Genomic DNA, 20,828 nt, shown 5'->3' on the forward strand with positions numbered 1-20,828 from the left:
CCTATTGTCCTCCTTATACATATAATAGCCTATGTATTCATGTCATACCATGCTATTAAGCATATTGCAATAGCATTTATTCGTATTTCCAGTTTTTTTGTATTGAGCGCTTGCGAGTGAGGTTGCGCCCTCACTCCAAGGTATCTAGCCTCATACTTCTATCTTCAATTGCTGATAGTGCGAATGCCTATTGGAGGCAATTGCGATAAACGTCAAACCCAGCGATTTTCTTGCTCGACCGCTTCTCAATTAAACTGGGAGGGCAGTAAAATCGCGACCATATTTCCTCTATCACAACAGCCTCTATTGACATATTTTGATTGCATGCTATACTTCAAATACTGGTAATGCTGTAGCATATAATATAAGTCGGGAGGGTAGCATTATGAGATATGCTAAGGGTTTTACACTAATAGAACTACTTGTTGTCATCGCCATTATTGCAATCCTTGCGGCGATACTTTTTCCGGTATATACAAGCGCAAAAGCGAAAGGAAAACAGGCTGCTTGCCTGAATAATGTGAAACAATTGGCCACTGCATACACCAGTTACTGTGACGACAATAATGGACGTCTGTGCCCTTACGCAATAAGCGGCAAAGGCCGTTGGAGACCGGACTGGCGTTACTGGATGGAAAACATAATGCCTTATGTCAGAAACTATAAAGTGTTCGCTTGTGCGGCACGGCCAATGGGCAAATATGCAGATTACGACAACACAGCTCTCCCATGGTATAAATTTATCGGCTATGGTATTAACTATTACTATCTTGCAAGCAATGTCCCAGGCCAGCCGGGTTATGTCCCGAAGGGGTTCTCTGCAAGCAATATCAAGACTCCGTCGAAAACCGTTTTCCTGGTAGATTCGATTGGCCGCGTAGCTGGAAGTGTAGCCGGCGATGAAATGGATGGACCTTACACATATCAAGGACAACCCTGCATTTATAGTGACATTGCTTCGCCAATGAAAATGCCGGATGGAAGCGCAGAATATGTGGTTTCGGATTGCCACAACGGAGGCGCCATTGTAGCATGGTGTGATGGGCATGCCTCTTGGATGAAGAAAAGCAAGCTTTGCCAGGATACTACGCTATGGGATTGGAACTAAATGGAGTTATCGTTAAGTCTAAAAATAGTTAAAGAAACACCAAGTAAACTGTCGGCGGCCCAGTGCCGCCGAATGCTTGTGGGACCCGGTGTAAACCAACCTGACCCATTCCCCGGATACAATGGATTTGTGGGATGGGAAGCGGCAGCCAGGCTTAAAAACGGAACATGGTTGGTAACGTTCAATGCAGGCTACTGGCATGCTTCTCCTCGCGTGCAGCCGATATTCAATAACCCTATGCCTTGGACTGTCGCAGCGCCTACAGGCGGGCGAGCAATGATCATCAGGTCCAATGATGAGGGGCTCACATGGAGCAAGCCCGAAACCCTTGTTGACACCCCTGATGATGACCGGCACCCATTCATTGTCGAACTACCGAGCGGCACGCTTATTTGCACTTTTTTTGCCTATGGTGAAGATAGGGATGATGAAGGCGAAGTGGCTAAGAGCAGCGCAAGAACATATACCATTCGCTCGTTTGATGGAGGTCTGACCTGGACCCAGCCGGAGCGCATGGACACCGGTTTCAACAGAGACGCAACTGACGGACCGATCATTATTCTCAACGACGGCTCGCTATTGCTTGCAATATACGGCAAAAATGAAGGCGAAGACGAATATTATAAACTAGCAATAATGCGTTCGACTGATGAGGGCGTGTCCTGGAAGCGGCTCTCTGTTATAGAAGCGGACCATACACTCGAAGAGCCGGGTATTGCGCAATTGCCGAACGGACGGCTGGTAATGATCGCCCGTCCACTTGCCGACATATGCTTCTCTGATGACGGTGGAAACACGTGGACCACGCCTTCCCCACTGTGCAAGGGCAAGCTGGGCATATTCGCATGCAATCTGTTATGCCTGGATAATGGCGTTCTTGTGTGCACGCACGGCAACTATGGGACCTATGGCGGAGTGTATGCAATTCTCAGCGCCGATGGAGGGCAGACCTGGCTTTCGCCGTCACGTAAATACGGCTTTAGTGTGGACCCGGATGTTTATGGCTATGCGCAGCCCATGCTGCTGCCCGACGGATCGATCTTTGCGGTGTATCTGGATAACCAGGGTGTCAGGATGGACCAGATCAGGCGCGAGGCGGTCTGGGGAGTGCGGATGCGTATGCGTGAAGACCTTACAGGAATTGAAATGCTCCCAGCACCCGGTGTCACAATAAAATGATAGAAGACAGCATTGAAACTGATGTTGTAGTGGTTGGAGGAGGTTTGGCAGGCACATTCGCGGCGATCGCTTCCGCTCGAATGGGCTGCGAGACTGTCCTCATACAAGACAGGCCGGTGCTGGGCGGAAATGCGTCCAGTGAGATATTAGTCGGTATCGGCGGCGCGGATTTCTCCGGCAGCGGTCTTATTCGCTATGCTCGTGAAACAGGGCTGATGGGCGAATATGCGCTGGAGATGCTGCATCGCTCGACAAGCGCTCTCGGCAGTATACCTCTGCGCAGTGTGATCCTCTGGGAGATGGCAAAACGCGAAAAAAAACTTACCCTGCTGCTGAACACGTCTGTTCGTAACGTCTATATAGATGAGGATGGCTCGATTTCCGCCATTAAGGCATCACAACTGACGAACGAAAAAGAGCTTGTGATCTCGGGCAGGCTCTTTGTAGACTGCACGGGTCATGGCAGTCTGGGAGCGCTGGCGGGAGCCCGGTTCCGAATGGGGCGAGAGGCACGCGATGAATTCGACGAATCGCTTGCCCCTGAATCCGCCGACAAGTGCACGATGGGAGACTCCCTTTACTTCAGAGCGCGCGACCTTGGCAGGCCGGTCCCGTTTACAGCCCCGAGTTGGGCAAAAAAGTTTCCGACGGATGATAGCCTGCCGTTTCGTCACCCTGAGCTGGAGATATATGACCCTGAGACAGGTGAGCTGTTCGGGTTCTGGTGGATTGAATACGGCGGTATGCTCGATGTGATCGATGATGCCGAGGATATCTATGATGAATTGATGGCTGTTGTATACGGCATCTGGGACCACATGAAAAATGCGGGAGACCACGGCGTCGCAAATTACGAGCTTACCTGGATAAGCCCGGTTATCGCTCCAAGGGAGAGCAGGCGGCTGGTCGGCGATTATATAATAAAGGAAAACGATATCAGGAGCGGAACTCTATTTGATGACAGGGTCGCTTATGGCGGCTGGCCGATAGATATTCATCCGCCCGAAGGCATGTATTCCAAGGAACCGCCGTGCATTCATGACTTTATTGCCGAGCCATGCAGTGTACCGTTCAGGGCGCTTTACTCAAAAGATGTGCCTAACTTGCTATTTGCAGGACGTGACATAAGTGTCACACATGTAGCTCTGGGAACGCTTCGAGTGATGGCAACATGCGCGGTGATCGGTCAGGCGGCTGGAACTGCTGCCGCGCTGTGCTCACGACATAACACCACACCGAGAGAGCTTGCAAAGGATCATATACACGAGCTTCAGCAGCAGTTGCTCGATGATGACTGCTACATTGTGGAAATGCGCAAGGATAACTCCGGCGATTTGATTGCGAATGCATCAATTAGGACATCGAGCGAGGCTGTTCTTGAGGTTACCGATGCCGATGAATGGCACGAGCTATCTACCGATATCGCTCAGATGTTTCCTGTGAGCGGGTCCAGACTGGATAAAGTCGGTTTCTACATGCTCTCGGGCCTGGAGCATCCTGTAACGATCGAAGCAGGTTTGAGGGAAGCAAATACAATAAACGATTTCAAAAGCAAGTCGGATGTCGCAACTGCATCAGCAACGGTTCATGCTGCAAATGAAGCACTTTGGGTTGAATTCGATTTTAATGTTGATGTCGAGCCTGAAAAGTTCTACTGTGTGCATTTGTCCGCACAGCCCGGCGTATATTGCGCCGCGCAGACATCAAGAGTGTTCGCAACCAATCGAGCAGTTTTTGACTCCAACGGCAAGGTAAAATGGAGGTCGATGTCGAAGGGAACATTTAGGTTCAGGAATACGCCGCTGTCTCGGCCTTATGGCGGGTCGAATGTACAATCAGGCGTAAACAGACCTGAGAAATGGACAAACTGCTGGATATCCGACCCGCATCAGGCCCTGCCGCAATCGATAGAGATTGAGTTTGATGAAACTAAAGTTGTCAGCAGAGTCGATCTAATCTTTGACCCTGATCTTGACCGGAACATATACTGGCCGCCGCCGTACGGTCGGCTTGGGTCGGGAATGGTTGAGACAATCGTGCGGGATTATGTTATATCGCTTCACGATGGGTCGGGTTGGAAGGAAGCAGCCGTTGTCGTCGGCAACTACCAACGCTGCAGATCACACACGTTTGCCGATATTGCCGCGAAAGGAATCAGAGTTGATTGCCTGGCAACTCACGGCTCCCAATCGGCTAGAATTTACGAAATACGGGCTTTTGGTCCAAAGAAACAAGGAGAATTGTATGAAAAGTAGTCGAGTCCTGCGGAAATTGAGAGCAGGTGAGATAGTAAGCTCTTTGAAGCTGAATCTGGACAGTTCCAGGGCCGCTGAAATGGCGGCAATGGCTGGGATTGACTGCCTGTGGCTTTGCATGGAGCATGTGCCTAATGATCTTGCCTTGATCGAGAGGCAAATATTGGCGGCAAAGGCTTATGATACGGACACGATGGTAAGGATCCCAAGAGGCTGCTACAGCGATTACATTAGGCCGCTTGAACTGGACGCGACCGGTATTATGGTCCCGCATATAATGAGCCTGGAAGATGCGAAAAATGTTGTTAGGATGACTCGTTTTCACCCACTCGGCAGACGGCCGATAGACGGCGGCAACTCGGACGGCGATTTCTGCGCGGCCGAAATGATCGAGTATATGGAATTTGCCAACCGCGAGAGGTTCATTACTGTTCAAATAGAAGACCCTGAACCCCTGGACGAATTGGAAGAGATTGCAGCCCTGGACGGCATAGACATGCTCTTCTTCGGACCCGCCGACTTCAGCCAGGGAATCGGAGCGCCGGGTCAATGGGACGCCCCCAGAATTACCGAGACTCGCAAGCGAGTGGCGGAAGTGGCCATAAAGCACGGCAAGTTTGCGGGAACTCCGGGCAGCCCTGAGAAGATTGAAGAGCTTGTTGACCTGGGCTACAGGTTCCTTCCGATGGGATCGGACGTGAGGACGCTTTCCGTTTTCTTCAACGATGTCGTATGCAAATTTAATGAGAAAGCCAGGGAATATAACAAGTAAATGAGGGTAAACTCCAACTGGACGTTTGTCGAAGTAGATCAAAAAATTGCCGAAGAAATGCGCTCTCTTATGCCTGAGCGCATCTTCGATACGCATGCGCATATCTATCGAATTCGTGATCTTCAGCTATCCGGCTCAAATATAATTACCCAAGGCCCGGATGTGGCAGACATTGAGCTCTGGAAGAAACACATAGGCATGCAGGTCGGCAAAAGTAAGCTGGTCGGCGGACTGTTCATGGGTTATCCCTGCATCAAAGACCTGAACGAAGCAAATCAGTTCACAATCTCGCAGGCAAGCAGCGCTAAAGATAACAGCAAGGCGCTGCTTGTCGTCTCACCGGATTCGAGCCAGGATGAGATCGCCAAGTTATGCGAACTGCCTGTTGTACGCGGGTTCAAACCATATCACACAATGAGCAAGCACACTCCGACTTATAATGCTCAAGTGGGCGAGTATCTGCCTGAGTGGATCTGGCGTGTCGCAAATGACAGGGGCATGGTCATCATGCTTCACCTCGTCCGATACGCTGCACTCTCAGACAAAGGAAATCTGGACTGCATCCGGCGGATGTGCGAGAAGTATCCTGATGCCAGGCTTGTGCTGGCGCACTGCGGCCGAGGCTTTTGTGCATGCAACACAATCAACGGCATTTCGACACTTAAGGGTTTGGAAAACGTCTGGTTCGATACATCGGGTATCTGTGAAGCTGAAGCCATCATGGCTGTCCTCGAAGAGTTTGGTCCGAGAAGGCTCCTGTGGGGAAGCGATTTTCCCATATCCGAGCAGCGAGGCAAGTTTGTAACGGTCGGCGACGGTTTTGCATTTATCACGCCGGAAAGCGCAGACGAGTCTGATTCTTCATTCTGCCGCCCGGCTTTGACGGGTCTTGAATCACTGAGAGCGCTGGTGAATGCCGCGCACTCTTTCGGCTTGAACAAGACCGACTTGCAAGACATCTTCTGTGACAATGCACTGGCTCTGCTTTCGATAAATGAAAGTGATACTACTCTCAGCCAGCAACTCTATACTCACGCAAAGAAGCGAATTCCCGGCGGTGTGCAACTGCTGAGCAAACGTCCTGAGATGATGGCTCCGGACCAGTGGCCGCCGTACTCCGGACAGGCGCGAGGCTGTGAAGTGTGGGACATAGACGGCAGGCATTATTATGACATGTCCACCAACGGAATCGGATCATGCCTGCTGGGCTTTCGCGACCCGGACGTTACCCAGGCAGTGCGGCGCAGGATCAATCTTGGTAGTATGAGCAGCCTCAATCCTCCCGAGGAAGTGGAGTTGGCTGACACGCTCTGCAAGATCCACCCCTGGGCCGAACAAGTCAGATTCGGCAGAAGCGGAGGAGAAGCCGCGGCTATAGCGGTGCGGATCGCACGCGCAACTACTGACCGCTCAGTTGTGACTATCTGTGGATATCATGGCTGGCACGACTGGTATCTTGCGGCAAACCTGGCCGAGAATGATTCACTGCGCGGTCACCTGCTTGCCGGTCTCGACCCGCTGGGCGTGCCAAGAGAGCTTAGAGGAACGGCTTTCACTTTCAAATACAATGACAGAGCGGCACTTCAGGCAATTTTGGATCAACACGGCGAAAAACTGGCCGCCATCATAATGGAGCCGTGCCGCTACAACAACCCTGAGCCTGGATTTTTGGAGTTTGTGAGGGACTCTGCGCACAAGTGCGGGGCATTGTTGATATTCGATGAAATAACTATCGGCTGGAGGCTTCACTTCGGAGGAGCGCACCTCAAACTGGGAGTAAACCCCGACATTGCCGTTTTCGCGAAGGCCTTGGGTAATGGACATCCGGTTGCAGCGATTATTGGTTCGGCAGAAGCGATGAGCGGCGCACAGTCGTCGTTTATCAGCAGCACATACTGGACAGAATCCGTCGGGCCTGCGGCAGCTCTCGCCACAATAGGCAAGATGAAAAGCGCAAATGTGGTGGAAAATGTTGCGCGCGTAGGATCGCTGATATCTGATAGTTGGAACAGACATGCTGCAACAACCGGGCTGCCGGTAGTCGCCGGAGACGGTTACCCCTGCCTTGCCCACTTCAGGTTTGAACATAAACAGAGCGCCGAACTGCGCACTCTCTACACTCAGCTTATGCTCGATAGAAGCTTTCTGGCAGGCTGCAGTATCTACCCCACCCTTGCGCACACTGACGATGTGATTGAGCTTTATGATAAAGCGGTTGGAGAGGTCTTCGAAGAGATTAGCCAGGCGCTTGACTCAAACACGGTACGCGAGAAGCTGCGAGGGCAACCAGCTCACAGCGGATTTCAACGTCTGCTTTGATCGATATTACGCACTGAATAGGGACAGAATTCTTACATCTGCTCAAGACAACCGCTTTACTTACTAGTCTTGAGCAGATATAAGAAGAACGGCGCGCCCAGCATAGCTGTAACGATACCGACAGGCAGCCCACTCGGAGGCAGGACCACTCGCGAGATCAAATCAGCTAGCACTGTAAGCACGGCTCCGCCTATCGCGGCAGTCGGAATGAGGATCCTGTGATCAGGCCCGAAAATCTTTCTACAGATATGCGGCACAACCAGCCCTACAAACCCGATTATCCCGCTAACAGCCACCGCAGCAGACGTGATGAGCGACGCTACAGCGATAATCACGATCTTGAGATTCTCAGTCTCGATGCCTAAATGACGCGCTGTCTCCTCACCCATGGAAAAGACATTGAGGTCTCGCGCAAATGCAAACAGCGCGATCAGCCCGAATGCGGCAAACGGAGCGGCTATACGCGTGTAGCCCCATGGATCGGCAGCGTCGAAGCTGCCTAAGAGCCAGAAAATAATACTCGACTGCACACCATCCGGGCCATGAGGCGCAAGAGCAATTACAAAACTCAGCATTGCCCACAGAAACGACCCTACCACTATCCCCGCCAGCAAAAATGAATGAATCGATACTCTTCCGGCGGACCTGGCAAGCGCATATACGATAAACATTGCGCCCATGGCAAAAACGAATGCGACCACAGGCACGCCATATCCGCCCGCAACCGTGCTCAGACCGAGAATAGTCGCGAGCCCCGCTCCTAAGGCTGCGCCGGACGAGACTCCCACCGTATATGGGTCAGCAAGAGGGTTCAAAAGCAGACCCTGCAAGGCCGCGCCAGCCATCGCAAGCAAGGCTCCAACAATAAGCGCAAGGAGTGCGCGAGGGACACGGATATCCCAGACAATGGTCCGGTCCATCTCGCTGACACCGAGGGCGCTGCCCGCCAGACCGGGCAGATGCGATCCGACAACCCGAACTACTGCGCCGACCGGCACACTGCTCTCACCGTAGGAAACATCGAATGCAAAAGCAAGCGCAAGTAATATAAGAAGCGAAACGCATCCGATCATTATGCGTCTGAATATATGAGACTCGCCTGTGGGTTTCATGATATGCCAAGTATACGCGAGCACACGATAAAGATCAACATTTGACACCACCAACCAGTCAGTTATAATAAGAATGGGAATAAGTCAGGAGTAAATATATGGACAACGAGCAGATCATCCGTAACTTGCGAGGGCAGTTGCTGATTGAAAGAATCTTTTTTGCCCTCATCGCAATTATCCTCATCACCATCTGGGGCATCGGACGCCTCCATGGCGATAAATCTATAATAGTAGTTGACGGTAAACCCGTGGTATGCGTGCCGTCAGAGCAGGAAGCAAGAGGTGTAATTCAGGAAGTTAAACGCAAGACCGGCTGCGACCCCGCCGAGATCGAGTTCAAACAGGAAGTGCGCGTGGCGCGAGCGCCGGGAAATGCGCGTCCGGTGAGCCGTCACATGGCCGTAAGAGTCGTTCAGCACGTTGTCTCGCCCGTTGCGCCGAGGTGGTCGGTTATTGTGGACGGCAAGCCTATAGTTGCTGTGCCGAATCGCAAGACCGCCGGAGAAGTGCTGGAACTCGCTAAGATGAGATTCGGGCAGATGGCCAAAAACCTGGTCGAGGAGCCGCAGTTTAAGGAAAATGTGACTGTCGATGTAGCCGCTATAGACCCTTCGCTCTACTGCAAAACAGCCGAGCAGGCCGTGAAGCTCATATTTGATTCCAAAGAACCCGTCAGAAGAGACGCAATATATATCGTAGAAAACGGGGATGTCGCATCCTCGATTGCATCAAGAAATCATCTGAGTCTGGACGAACTGTCCACACTTAACCCCGGTGTAAATCTTGCCCGCCTACAAATTGGCGATAAGATAAGGATCAAGCAGACGCAGGCGCGCAAGGCCGGACTGACGGTTATCGTCCGCGATCAGAGCGAGCGTATTGAAAAGACTCCTGCACCCGTTCAGAGGGTATCCAGCGCAACACTTTTTGCCGGCAAGAGCGTAGAGCTGTCGCCTGGCGCATCAGGCAAACGCCAGGTGAAGGTCGCCACGATCTATGAAAATGGTTGCAAAGTCGGCAGTGAGACTATTGAAGAAGTAATTCTACACGAACCTTCACCCAGAAGGATCGCGGTAGGCATCAAAGCCAGGTGATGGTTGAGGGATAAACGGGGGAGCGATATAGAATCGCTCCCCCGTTTCAATGTTTTCTTACTTATAGAAACCGCACAACACGCCATTGCCTTTGTCTGCCATTGCCTTTGTCATATCACTAATAGTATAGTATCTACTATTTCCTGATGAAGACCCCGGGTCATTACAGATAATGTAGTTCGGGTCATATCCAATAGCGGCAATATAATGACCTCCACTATATCCATACGGTCGATCCGTCAGATAGCCGGCCGTAACATGAACAAGCACCGGTCTGCCTGCTGCAATCTCGGCCTTGAGACCATCAACGGTCAACGTCGAACTATAGACATGGCTAAGGCTAAATGGCCAGCCATTGGCGGCACTGGCCAACTCAGTGAGACTCGTTCCATTCATGTCATTACCACAAGTATCGCGGCCCAGAAATGACCAGACATTTACAATGTCCTGTGTAGACGGTCCCCTTCCAAGGGCATATGCTGAGCACATGGATAAAGACGCAGGACCGCAACTGCCCGATCCACAGCTATTACCATTGAGCGTGTAAAACTGCGACACAAACGGAACACTCAAAAATGCGGAATCAGGAGGATCCAAAGCTGAAAGTTGAATTCCATATACTTCTATCTCACCAACAAACATCCATGCCGTATTTGACGCCGTATTCTTTTTTGTCAATGTGACGGTCACAGTCTTTGCCTGGGTTGAGCCATAGTGCGTTGTCCAAGCATTTGGAAGACCTGTATTCACTTTGGTTGTGCCGAAGTCTGTTGTAATTGAATCGGGGCTGTACGTTATGGTTGGCACATTCCCTGTATTGATGCGAATGGCCCTAATATCGCAAATCGCACGCAGATTAATCACCAAGGTAACAGTCATCGTTTTACCCCGAACACTATTCCGCCATCCGACGCAACCGTCTTCCACCCCTTGATTTGACGAGAATGTAAGTAAACCGTCCGTTATATCGGATAACGACACGCCTACAGATGAAGCATTCTCGTCACCGTTCACAACTGTAGCAGTCACAGGCTTGCCTAAGGCAAGATTTGTTTCGGTCTCACAAATTGAGGCTGATTCGGCAGATGAAATCGTTATCATAAGCAGCATGCAAACAATAATCCCGCAATACATCTTACACGTCATTCATTTCTCCTTGATCCGCTTGCCACTCTCGCTCAAACAATTGATTTAGCAATTTGTGTTATTATGCCTATTGATAGAAGTAACGCAGCCCGCCGGTATTGCAGCTACCATTACAATCGTCCAGTATAGCAGCCAGCATATCGGAATTGCTGTAGTATATCTGCGCGCCGGAAGAATTTATAGGATCGTTGCAAATTATGTGATTATCATCATAGCCTATGACAGCCACATAATGGCCGCCTCTCCAATCATATGGGCGGTTTGACAGATGCGAACAAACCACATGAACTACCATCGGCCTGCCTGCATCCAGCTCATCTTTTATCGTCTGCAGTGAAGTGATAGATACGGTTGAGACATGGCTGAGACTAAAAGGCCAACCGCGAGCAGCATTTCTGAGCTGAGTCAAGCTCGTCCCATTCAAGTCATTTCCGCATTCGTAACTGTAATCGTATGAGCTTGAATGGCCGTGGACAAACGACCACACTTTTTTGATATCGCTGACTTGAGGCGCTCTTCCAAGCGCATAGGCAGCACACATAGAAAGCGATGCAGGGCCGCAGCTGCCGCTTCCACCATCGGAGCAGTAAGCATCACTGAAGTGCTGTGGCAAAAATGTCACCGGCAATAACACGCCGGTGGGCGGCGGCGGTGTCTCTATAACCTTTCCATACACTTCAATCTCTCCAATAAACATCCAGTTTCTGTTTGCCGCCGTATTCGTCTTTTTCAATGTAATAGTAACCGTTGAGGCATCTATCGTGGTAGTGGCATAGTGCGCAGTCCAGGCGTTAGGCACTCCGTTAACACTCGTGGTCCCAAATGGTGTTGTCATTGTATCAGCCGCCAGGGTTGCCAAAGGCAGGTTCCCCGGGTTGTAGCGTATAGCGCTTATAGTGCAGCTAGCGCCCAGGTTAATCTGAACGGTGACAGTCATTGTTCGACCGCGGACGCTGTTTCGCCAACCCACACAACCGTCATTCTGCCTTTGCTCCGGTGAGATAAAAGCAAGGGACCCATCGGTTATATCAGATGAAGATTCACCCTCATATGCCAGATTGGCGTCATTGTTCACCACCGTGACGGTAGCGGTCTTGTTTACAGCGAGATTTGCCGCAGTGGCACACCCGCTGCCAAGCGCGTCAGCGGATATACTAATGGCGAGAAATGCGCAAATAATCAGAAGTCTCAGCCATATTATTCTATTCCTGCACATATTCCTCAAAATTGTTCTATTCCTCCGTGTCCGAACCATTCAGCATATAGCCCAGGCCGGTCGAGGTATACGGCGAAAACCCACCATAGCCCCTGACACTCGTAGCGGAATATTGAGTAAACTGGCAGCACAATCCTGCTAAATCAGTCTGATTGACTATCTTAAACATCAGGCTGTTAAGCCCACTGTGAAGAGTGATCGCAAATGGTCCATCATCGCCATAAACGACACCGCGACCCGCTGAACACACATTCTGATCTACACGTAAAATTTCTGGCGTTGCGTTACTTGTGTCATCACCATTGAGCCAGACCCGGCACCAGTCATTGCACCCTGTGTTGAGGTATACGCTCGGACTATCCGTTTGTGACCATATATAAAGGTGGACGTATATCACGCTGTGCTCTACATCTGCAGGAGCAAGCACGCTGTCCAGAGCCAGTATGTCGAACTGACTCTGCACGCGCTTCCAAGTGCAACTGCCCACCACATCACCGATCCTTGGCATAGCGGCAAACTCATCTACACCGGTATACGCTTTTATAAAATCAACGTCCAGCAGTTCGTAATCGTTGGTATGGCTCGAATCCTTGAACGGGCCGAGCACAAGCCATTCTCTGGGATATTTATATTTGCCGGGGAAAGGAAGCGCATGAAATGCGCTGCCTGCATATGTCCAATCGGCGTATTCTCTTCTCATATACAGATTTGTGCCGTCTGCAATACCTCGTACTCTCACTGCTTGGCCGGTGGTAGGCTTGGTCATAGATCCACAATAGACCTTTATTTGCGTTGCGCTTCCATCGCTGATCATAAAGTAGTTACTGCCGGCGCTTTTTACCTTGCCCCATGTCAGAACAAAAAGCCCGCGGGCGTTGTCCTTGGCAAGCGCGGTGTTGTTCATCCCGTATGCTTCCAGAGGCACGTAGGCGCCGGTCTTTTGAATAGTGCTGACATTTATATACTTGCCGGTAGTGTCTGAGGCGATGGCGCCGGTAATTGTCACGTCATCACCGATACCGACTCCCTTTGCCGCAAGCGAGGATACATAAAACCGTGCGCCTTCCATACGATTGGTATCTTCGATGTGACCGTAATCAGTTGTTATTCCGCCTGTGCCGCCCACGGCAGTAATTCGAACATTTGCGAGATTGACAGAATCTCCAACATTTAAGTTACGAAGCCCAAGTTGAGCATATGACATGCTCGACACGGCAAGAATTCCAATAACGACCAACATTACAATTGACTTGAAATGGCTCATATCATGCACTCCGCCTTTCGCGCAGCCTACCCCACTCTGTAATCATTCCATTTTTATCATGCAAGCACGCTAAAGTCAAGACAAATGCCACATTCCTTTAATCATATTTAGATCACTTTTAATCACATCAAAATCAACGAACAAGGTCTGCGGCTGTAAGAACTGCCATACCAAGCACGCCCTGCCTGTGCGTTCTTTTGAGACTTGCCGCCATCTCCTGTGTAGTGCGGTTCATCTCGCGACTGGTCTCGTTCATTTCCTGGAGCGACGCGGTAAACTTAGGGATTTCACGGCTTACAGGTTCCATTGCCGTAAATGCCGCAGTAAGCTGATAGCCGGTCGCATCCAGACTTTTTTTCATCTCGGGTAGAATTGAAAACTGGGTGTTCATTGTTTTAAGAAGTCCTTGCATTTCATCGAGGCCGCTACCTACATGATCGATCCCACTTGTAACGTTCTGAATATTTGCTGCAGTCTTGTCCAGACCGGCATTCGTCCGCTCTAATGCTTTTTGCAAACCGCCAAAACCGGGCAAGCCTGATGCCATACGCTCGACTGAACTTCGCATTTGACGCACCTCGCCTCCCACGCCGGTCAAGCCGCTTGAAACATCCATGAGCCTGCCGGCTGTACTGGTCATGCAAGTGTTTGTGGCGATAAGTCTAGAATTGGTCATATCCATCTTGAGATTCATCGCCCTGGACTGATCAAGCGCTTTCTTGCCTGTGTCGGCCATTATCGGCATATAACTCATGTATTTCTCCATTCTCTTGACACCGGCATTTGTTTTGTCGATGGCTGAGAGCCTGGTCGAAAGCTCACTCATATCGGCAGCCATGGTTTCAACTTTGTCCAGCTTTGCAGATATAATCTTAAACTCGGCTACCAGGCTGCTTAGTAAATACAGAGCATATATCACCGCCACAAATTTGGCAATAAAAATGGCCCGGGATGTTATTCTGGAACCAATAGCCGTCATTGTTTTAGGCTTATGTGCGCGCTTTTCTCTGCTTGCAATACTCATATTGCGTTTCCTCCCAGTCAGTAATAGCGTACACTTTTACCCTTCGATCAATATGTGGAAAACAATTAAGCATAGGAGGTTGCATTTGGGAGGATGGCAATACAAAAGGGGCTCGGAGGCCCCCTTAGTATTTAGTATTTAGTATTTGATATTTATTATTTGATATTTCCTGTTTTGTAGAGCAGGTCTTTGGCCAGAGGGGAGTTTCTGTTTGAGCGTCTCAATTCTCTATACTCCTGTCGGGCTTCATCATAGAGACCAACCGATTCATATGCCGCTCCAAGCGCAATATGCGAGCCGGGAAGCGTCCTCTTAACTTTTTGGATCGAAGAACAACCATCCGAAGAGAGCACAAAGAACTTAACCGGCTTAGACTCCGCCCATGAATCGCTCTCGCTGAACCTTACTCCGACACGCCATATATACCCTGCGCCCCTTGCAAGCGACTTCGGCAGAGTAATGGAATTCTTATCTGTTGTGATCTCGCTTACAAGCTGGAATTGCGAATCATATACGCGAACTCTATAAGAATCAGCCAGATTTACCTTGGACCAGGTAAGTGTCGGCCTGTCGGCCATTACTACCTTGCCAATCGGCGCGGCCGGCTTTGGCGCATTGGGAGAAGGAGTATACCCTGCCCCATTGTCTCTCAAATGAACCTCTGCCATAGCATACTGAGCCGTTTTTGCATGTGTGACCTTACCGGTTCGGAGTTTCTCTTCTATAGAGGCTGCAATCTTAGCCTCAAGCGCAGTCCTGGGTGCGCCGCTTGCATCAGCAAAGACCATCCGCCCATTGCGCTTGATTACACTATAGTTTCCGTCCTTGAGGATAACCCTGGACTTAGGCTCAGGCTTGGCAGAAACTTTATCCGGCTCTGCAGCAGGTGTGCCAACATTCGGTTTCACACCAGCCGCACTTTTGCCCGGCTTGGGCTGCAGATTAGATACATTAGGTTTGATCTGATCGACCACAGGCGGTTTCGCAGCCACCATAGTCGGCAACTTGGGCGCTGAAGTGAAAGAACCGATCACTATAGCCGCTCCTGCGATAACAGCCGCTCCTGCAAAGCCCGCAAATACGCGCTTCCAAATGCCGAAGCCATGGCTTGCAGCACGGCGTGTTGCCATCGGATGGACCGTAATCTTCTCACGAAGCGCGGCATGCGAGCGCATTTCACGAATTTGCTCGACGTCGGCAAAGCACGCCTCACATAAGTGTATATGCGATTGTATTGAAACCATCCGGTCCGAAGGCAGAGCGCCGTCGACAAATGCCGATATATCTTCGTACTCAGGGCAGTCGTCCATACCCAGCAGTGACGCGCCCAACTCTGCCGCGGCCTTTTTCAGCGGTGCTATATCACCGAGCGCCGCCCGGCAGTTGGAGCATGAGCTTATGTGCTCGTCAATCTCGATCATCCTCTCGGGATCGAGCCTGGCCTCTACGTAAGTCTTAAGTTCTTTCTTATCTATACACTTCATCGCATTGTACCTACGATTTGTTAAGACGCGTCATACAGGCAAATGTTGCCAGAAAATATATCGGCTTAAGAAACTGTTATATTTACCAGGAGAAGTAATTGCAAAAGTCCTAAAACCCAGTCATTTGGTGCGCAGTGAGAGACCAGCTTTTCACAACGTCAAATTCAAAATAATCAATATAAAATACTAGATAATCAATCAGATCAGGGCTTGTTCTTCGTCGAGAGAAAGAGCGGATTTCTTAGTACGCCTGCGAATTCTACCCCAGGCCTTGAACCGGACACTCGGCACGGCTCTTGCCTGAATGCCAAGCTCATCAGCTGTGGCGGCATCCGGCACAGGCAGCTTATTTATCAAAGACGCAAGCTCCCGCATGTTTATCTCCAGCGATTTTGCCACTTCTTTCAGACCGACTGCCGAACCGAGTGCCATAACCTGGTCACCGGCCATCCCATAGAGCAGAGCCTTGCGCTGTTTGATTGAGAGCTGGACGAATTCCTTCCAGAACCAGTCGATCACATGAGCGAACCAGCCGGAGTCGACAACCTGTTTCTCAACATCCGAGTCGGGCGAGACGAGCCACTCCAGAGGCGCACCACTCTCATCATCACCATCAGGCTGTGAATCGATGGAGAGTGGTTCGGTCGTACGTGTCTGCCTGAGATCGGTAATGCAGCTTGTAAGCACGTCAATCTCGACAGGACCACTGCAGCAATCAAATATGGCGGAAGCCAGTTCATAGGTAGCCAGCTCCTGCGGGTCACGATTGTTCAGATACTTGCTGCGGAAGGATGCCTGGTTGTCGATAATCTCGCGGCACTTTGCGCTCGCATGCTTTGATGAACCGAGCCAATCGGCAAAACCGCATATGCGCGCGCCGCTATCAGGGTGCTGCCAGAGCGCAAAGCCCTCGATATTTGCCTTGCCTGAGAAAATTTCAAGCAGCTCGAGCTTAAGGTTATACCATGTCGGACGCTTGCGGCGAATGGCGTCGCAGTAGCGATTGTGAACCGCGCGCCTGATGAAAGCCTCGAAGTTATCGATGCCGGTCTCGGACTGCCCAAGCTTGAGCATGTTTATCTTGGTCCAGATTGCAAGGATGCAGTCTTCCTCAAAATCTTCGAGATCGGCGATCTCACGCTTGCCGATCGACCTGTGTACAAGGTCTCTGACGCTATCCGAAAGATCATCCCAATATTCGTCACCGGAGTTGCCCGGCGAGTTTATATATGCCTCAAGCAGGCCTTGTGCGTCCATATAACCTCAAGCTTATAATTCACAATGAAACCGACTGAAAGCGGAATGTGGAAAGTGGAAAGCCCAAAACAGGCTGCTTCATGCTTTCAGCTTTCCACTGTCCTCTGTAAGATATTTACCACGGACATCCGTAAAGAGCAAAACAAGCCCAATAAAACGGGTGAGCATATTGTTTGCCGTCTATGGCGGCAAGTTGGGCGGACCGCAGAGACTCGATTCTGGATTTGCCGCCCGTCAGGCCGCGATAAAACCCGCCCATTATATTAGACGCAGATTTATCCGATACCTTCCACAAACCACCTAATATAGATTTCGCTCCTACCATGGAAAATACCTCCGCAGCGCACGACGGACCTGAGGATATCGGGTCGGAAGAGGAAATAGAATCACATGCGGAGAGTACGACGAGATTCAGATGCGAATTATTGACCGATGAGAGCTCGTCTATTGTGACGCTGCCATCGGAACCGCCCTGCGCAGCAAGCGACAGTTCAAACTTATTGGGGTCAATCTTGTGATGGGCGGCAATGTGCAGCACATTTGCCCTGCTCGCTTCTTTGATGAAATTTGCGCTGGTTGCATTTTGGCCGACATACCACCCGCTGTTCAAATACAACGCCTTTATTGCTCTAGCCTCATCCTGAGCACCGGGCAAATTGTTGTCAGGGTCGACAAAGATCGCGAGCCTGTCGGACTTTGAATCGATCTTGCTGCTTTCATCAATCAGATTGTCGAGCATGCCATGATCATGATCAAGATAACTGATCCCGTATTCCCTTATGAGAAACCTTGGGACATGCTCAGCGTTCGGGTCCGAGGGTTCGAGCAGGGCATGCATCGGGATGCCCACAAGCTCATCGGGCAGAGCGAAGTGAAGAGTCTGGGCGCTCTCGATATCCTGCTTTATGGGTGCAATCAATATATTATACAGCCCCTCCAAGGGCTTGCGGATCTCGGTAAAGGACTGAGACTGCCAGTCGTTGACCGGCGGCGTAGGTATGCCCGCCCTCTGACTATCTTCGCAGTCCTTAAGAGCAGTCCGGAGATCGGATATCTGCTTTTCCAGGTCTCCTCTCGATATGCGGATCTGCCTGCATATGGACTTTTCATATTTGCAGACAAACACATATGCAGACGTATCCGTAAGCATATACTCAACTACAGTGCCGAACCTGGGCAGCACATTGCGCTTACTGTACAGGTCAAGAGGGTCAACGGGAAGAGAGTTAAACACTGACGGGTTTTGCGTTCTGAGCATCAGGCATACCTGCCAGTAATCCGCCCAATTATCAGCCAGAAGCCTGTCACCGCCGGAAATGCCGTTATCATCCGTCCGCCCACTCCCGGCGACAATATCCAACGACTGCGCAAACTTCGCGATCTTGGGATTTGCATCCTTTTTCATTTGGCTGATGCGTTCCGGAAGCCATGAGAACCGTGCGACTTTCTGAAGCAGGGCCTTTGCATCGTCTGCTCTATCTTCAAGGACATAAGCAGCCGCCAGATTGCAGTAGATGTTCATAATGATCTCGCTATGAGATGAATTGAGCGAAGGATCAATCTTATCACCAGCTGCTTTGGATTCCATGTCGTTCAGGCTGGTTTCAAGCGTATCACGCGCATCATCCCTTCGGCCTGCAGACATTTGGGCGTCGGCAAGCTTGAGAGAGACTTCATATGCTGCCCATGAATCACCCACTTGAGAAGTATATCTGATACGCGCATCCTGCAGGTTGCGGATCGCTTCTTCATACTGCCCGTATTTGGCATAAAGAGTTCCACGCGCCTCCAGGACACTGGCAAACCCGCGCAGATTGCCTGAGTTCTCAAGAATTGGGACAAGCTCGGTAAAGCTTTCGAACGCATTTTGCGGGTCACCCATCTCTATGAACGCAGGCACCATATCATACTGGACTATATCTGCGGCCAGTGACTTTTTGTTCGCTTTCATGGCAGTCATGGCAGCATCGCGCCTCACTACCAGCGACTGCTTCGACTTGCCCTGTGCATCAAGCGCATCCGCATATTTACGAAGTGCGGTTATTTTCTGATCCGCCATTGCCATGATCGGATATAGATCGGCAATCCTCTTCCACGCGGAAGCGGATTTGTCGAACTTGCCCAACTCCATATATGCCGATGCGCCTATTTCGGCCTTGACCTGACGCGCTTGACGGGTATTCTCGTTGGCCATAGGGTTGTTTTCGAGATTGGCGATAGCGGCATCGCCGGCTGCGGCAGCAGAGCTTAGTATCTTTTCCCGATTGCGTCTGGCCGCGGCTGATTTTGCATCCTGGCGCGCAGCGGCATATACCTCAGAAAGCATCTCATATGTCTTTGCAATGAGTATCGCATTACCCGACGAATTGCAATCGCGCCCGGCTTCATTGAGCAGGTCCAGCGCTTGCGGAATGTTGCCTCGTTCTTTGCATAGATCCGCGACGGAGAGCAGATTGGTTACCAGTTCGGAATAGGACCGCTTGGCATACGCCCAGACGCGAAGCTGATCCAGACCCTCGGTCATCAGTTGCAGTGCCCTGGTGGTATCTCCGGCGGCCCTTGAGGCGTCCCCTGCCCTCATATACTCACGGCCTGCAAAACGGTATCCGCTGGGATCCAGACCGGCAAGAAACACCCACTGCCGAGCGGCCAGATTGTAGTTGTCTATAGCATCGGAATAGTTGCCGGTCTCAAAGTCGAGCCAGCCGCAATCGTCGTAGATGATCGCACTCGAACGTCTGCAGTTGTATAATGTGAATGTCAGAGATGCACTCTTATAACACCACTCTTCAGCATCGCGATATCTGGCCATACCATATAGATAATGGTCTCCAAGCTCCTTCTGAGCTACTGCGCCTGAGATATCCAGGTGCAGCCTCTGACACATATCGATAACGGCAGACAGTGAATTGACCGCCTGAGTCGGATACGATTCTTTGTAGTCCACAGCTCTTTTGTACTCAGTGCGCAAATTTATCAGCAGAGACGCTTCGTCGCTACGTTCCACAGTTGACTGAGTAGACTTGTCCGCCGACTGGAGAGTTGAAAAAATCTGCTGCGCTGAATTGACCAGGGGATCATTGAGCCTTTTTGTGAGGGCCGGTATAACCGTGGTAATATTCGCGATATCAAGTGGTATGTCCGATTGTCTGACCATCCACTTGTAGACAATTAAATCTATGGCTAGATGAACCGACTCCGTAGGGATGGCTTTTACCACGAAATCGACACGTTCGGAAAGCGGGATTTTTGACGCTTGGGTAAGCTGAGCCAGCATTCGGCCCTTCTTTGCGGCTGTCTGAGACCAGCAAGCGCCGGATGCAAATATTATAATCAGGACCAAAGCCCCGATGAATTGGGCTAATCTTCTAATAAACAAAATCCACCCGCGCAGTTATGTGATAGGTAGAGAGCCAGGTAACCCATGTAAGATTCTATCACATTGGACTGCCTCTTGGATATCACAAAACCCAGGGCTAACGCATCTAATTTCTGTTGGGGCAGATTTGCAATCTGGCCCCTTTGGGGCAATCTCGGGATCTGAGATTCCGTTAACCGCTAAGCCTGCATATAAGTGCCAGGTAGTGGCATCAGAGAT

At 50.6% G+C, this 20,828-nt stretch carries 14 protein-coding genes; 6 read left to right on the top strand and 8 right to left on the bottom strand.

The window, feature by feature from the left end:
• Window positions 1–385 precede the first annotated feature (385 nt).
• The 5 genes from ABFD83_09345 to ABFD83_09365 all read left to right on the top strand — a co-directional run bounded on the left by ABFD83_09345 (window position 386) and on the right by ABFD83_09365 (window position 7,633).
• Window positions 386–1,108, top strand: coding sequence for a prepilin-type N-terminal cleavage/methylation domain-containing protein (locus ABFD83_09345; protein MEN6357274.1), 723 nt, complete (start codon window positions 386–388; stop codon window positions 1,106–1,108).
• A 72-nt stretch (window positions 1,109–1,180) separates the two neighbouring features.
• Window positions 1,181–2,287 (top strand): sialidase family protein, encoded by a 1,107-nt coding sequence (locus ABFD83_09350; GenBank protein MEN6357275.1) that lies wholly within the window; start codon window positions 1,181–1,183, stop codon window positions 2,285–2,287.
• On the top strand, window positions 2,284–4,542 hold the full coding sequence (locus ABFD83_09355) for an FAD-dependent oxidoreductase (protein MEN6357276.1): 2,259 nt from the start codon (window positions 2,284–2,286) through the stop codon (window positions 4,540–4,542). Before ABFD83_09350 ends, ABFD83_09355 begins: the two co-directional genes overlap by 4 nt.
• On the top strand, window positions 4,532–5,314 hold the full coding sequence (locus tag ABFD83_09360; GenBank protein MEN6357277.1) for an aldolase/citrate lyase family protein: 783 nt from the start codon (window positions 4,532–4,534) through the stop codon (window positions 5,312–5,314). Before ABFD83_09355 ends, ABFD83_09360 begins: the two co-directional genes overlap by 11 nt.
• Entirely contained in the window at window positions 5,315–7,633 is a 2,319-nt protein-coding gene (locus ABFD83_09365; protein MEN6357278.1) for an aminotransferase class III-fold pyridoxal phosphate-dependent enzyme, read from the top strand.
• A gap of 56 nt (window positions 7,634–7,689) precedes the next feature.
• Here ABFD83_09365 and ABFD83_09370 read toward each other — a convergent pair whose 3' ends face one another.
• Window positions 7,690–8,706, bottom strand: coding sequence for an iron ABC transporter permease (locus ABFD83_09370; GenBank protein MEN6357279.1), 1,017 nt, complete (start codon window positions 8,704–8,706; stop codon window positions 7,690–7,692).
• Between the two features lie 137 nt (window positions 8,707–8,843).
• Between ABFD83_09370 and ABFD83_09375 the strand changes: the two genes are divergently transcribed.
• Complete coding sequence (locus tag ABFD83_09375; GenBank protein ID MEN6357280.1) at window positions 8,844–9,839, top strand: G5 domain-containing protein; 996 nt, start codon at window positions 8,844–8,846, stop codon at window positions 9,837–9,839.
• Window positions 9,840–9,896: 57 nt separating this feature from the next.
• Here the strand turns inward: ABFD83_09375 and ABFD83_09380 are convergent, their stop codons facing one another.
• The 7 genes from ABFD83_09380 to ABFD83_09410 all read right to left on the bottom strand — a co-directional run bounded on the left by ABFD83_09380 (window position 9,897) and on the right by ABFD83_09410 (window position 20,609).
• Window positions 9,897–10,985, bottom strand: coding sequence for a C39 family peptidase (locus ABFD83_09380; GenBank protein MEN6357281.1), 1,089 nt, complete (start codon window positions 10,983–10,985; stop codon window positions 9,897–9,899).
• Window positions 10,986–11,052: 67 nt separating this feature from the next.
• Window positions 11,053–12,201, bottom strand: coding sequence for a C39 family peptidase (locus ABFD83_09385; protein ID MEN6357282.1), 1,149 nt, complete (start codon window positions 12,199–12,201; stop codon window positions 11,053–11,055).
• Window positions 12,202–12,217: 16 nt separating this feature from the next.
• Window positions 12,218–13,465 carry a hypothetical protein gene (locus tag ABFD83_09390; GenBank protein MEN6357283.1) on the bottom strand — a complete coding sequence of 416 codons (1,248 nt, stop codon included), beginning with the start codon at window positions 13,463–13,465 and terminating at the stop codon, window positions 12,218–12,220.
• A gap of 133 nt (window positions 13,466–13,598) precedes the next feature.
• On the bottom strand, window positions 13,599–14,489 hold the full coding sequence (locus tag ABFD83_09395; protein MEN6357284.1) for a hypothetical protein: 891 nt from the start codon (window positions 14,487–14,489) through the stop codon (window positions 13,599–13,601).
• 155 nt (window positions 14,490–14,644) lie between these two features.
• Window positions 14,645–15,973: a zf-HC2 domain-containing protein gene (locus tag ABFD83_09400; GenBank protein MEN6357285.1), complete on the bottom strand. Its 1,329-nt coding sequence runs from the start codon at window positions 15,971–15,973 to the stop codon at window positions 14,645–14,647.
• Window positions 15,974–16,171: 198 nt separating this feature from the next.
• Window positions 16,172–17,230, bottom strand: coding sequence for a hypothetical protein (locus ABFD83_09405; GenBank protein ID MEN6357286.1), 1,059 nt, complete (start codon window positions 17,228–17,230; stop codon window positions 16,172–16,174).
• A 115-nt stretch (window positions 17,231–17,345) separates the two neighbouring features.
• Entirely contained in the window at window positions 17,346–20,609 is a 3,264-nt protein-coding gene (locus tag ABFD83_09410) for a CHAT domain-containing tetratricopeptide repeat protein (GenBank protein MEN6357287.1), read from the bottom strand.
• Between the last annotated feature and the right edge of the window lie 219 nt (window positions 20,610–20,828).

Source organism: Armatimonadota bacterium, from assembly GCA_039679645.1.
In the GTDB taxonomy this organism is placed as follows: domain Bacteria; phylum Armatimonadota; class UBA5829; order UBA5829; family UBA5829; genus UBA5829.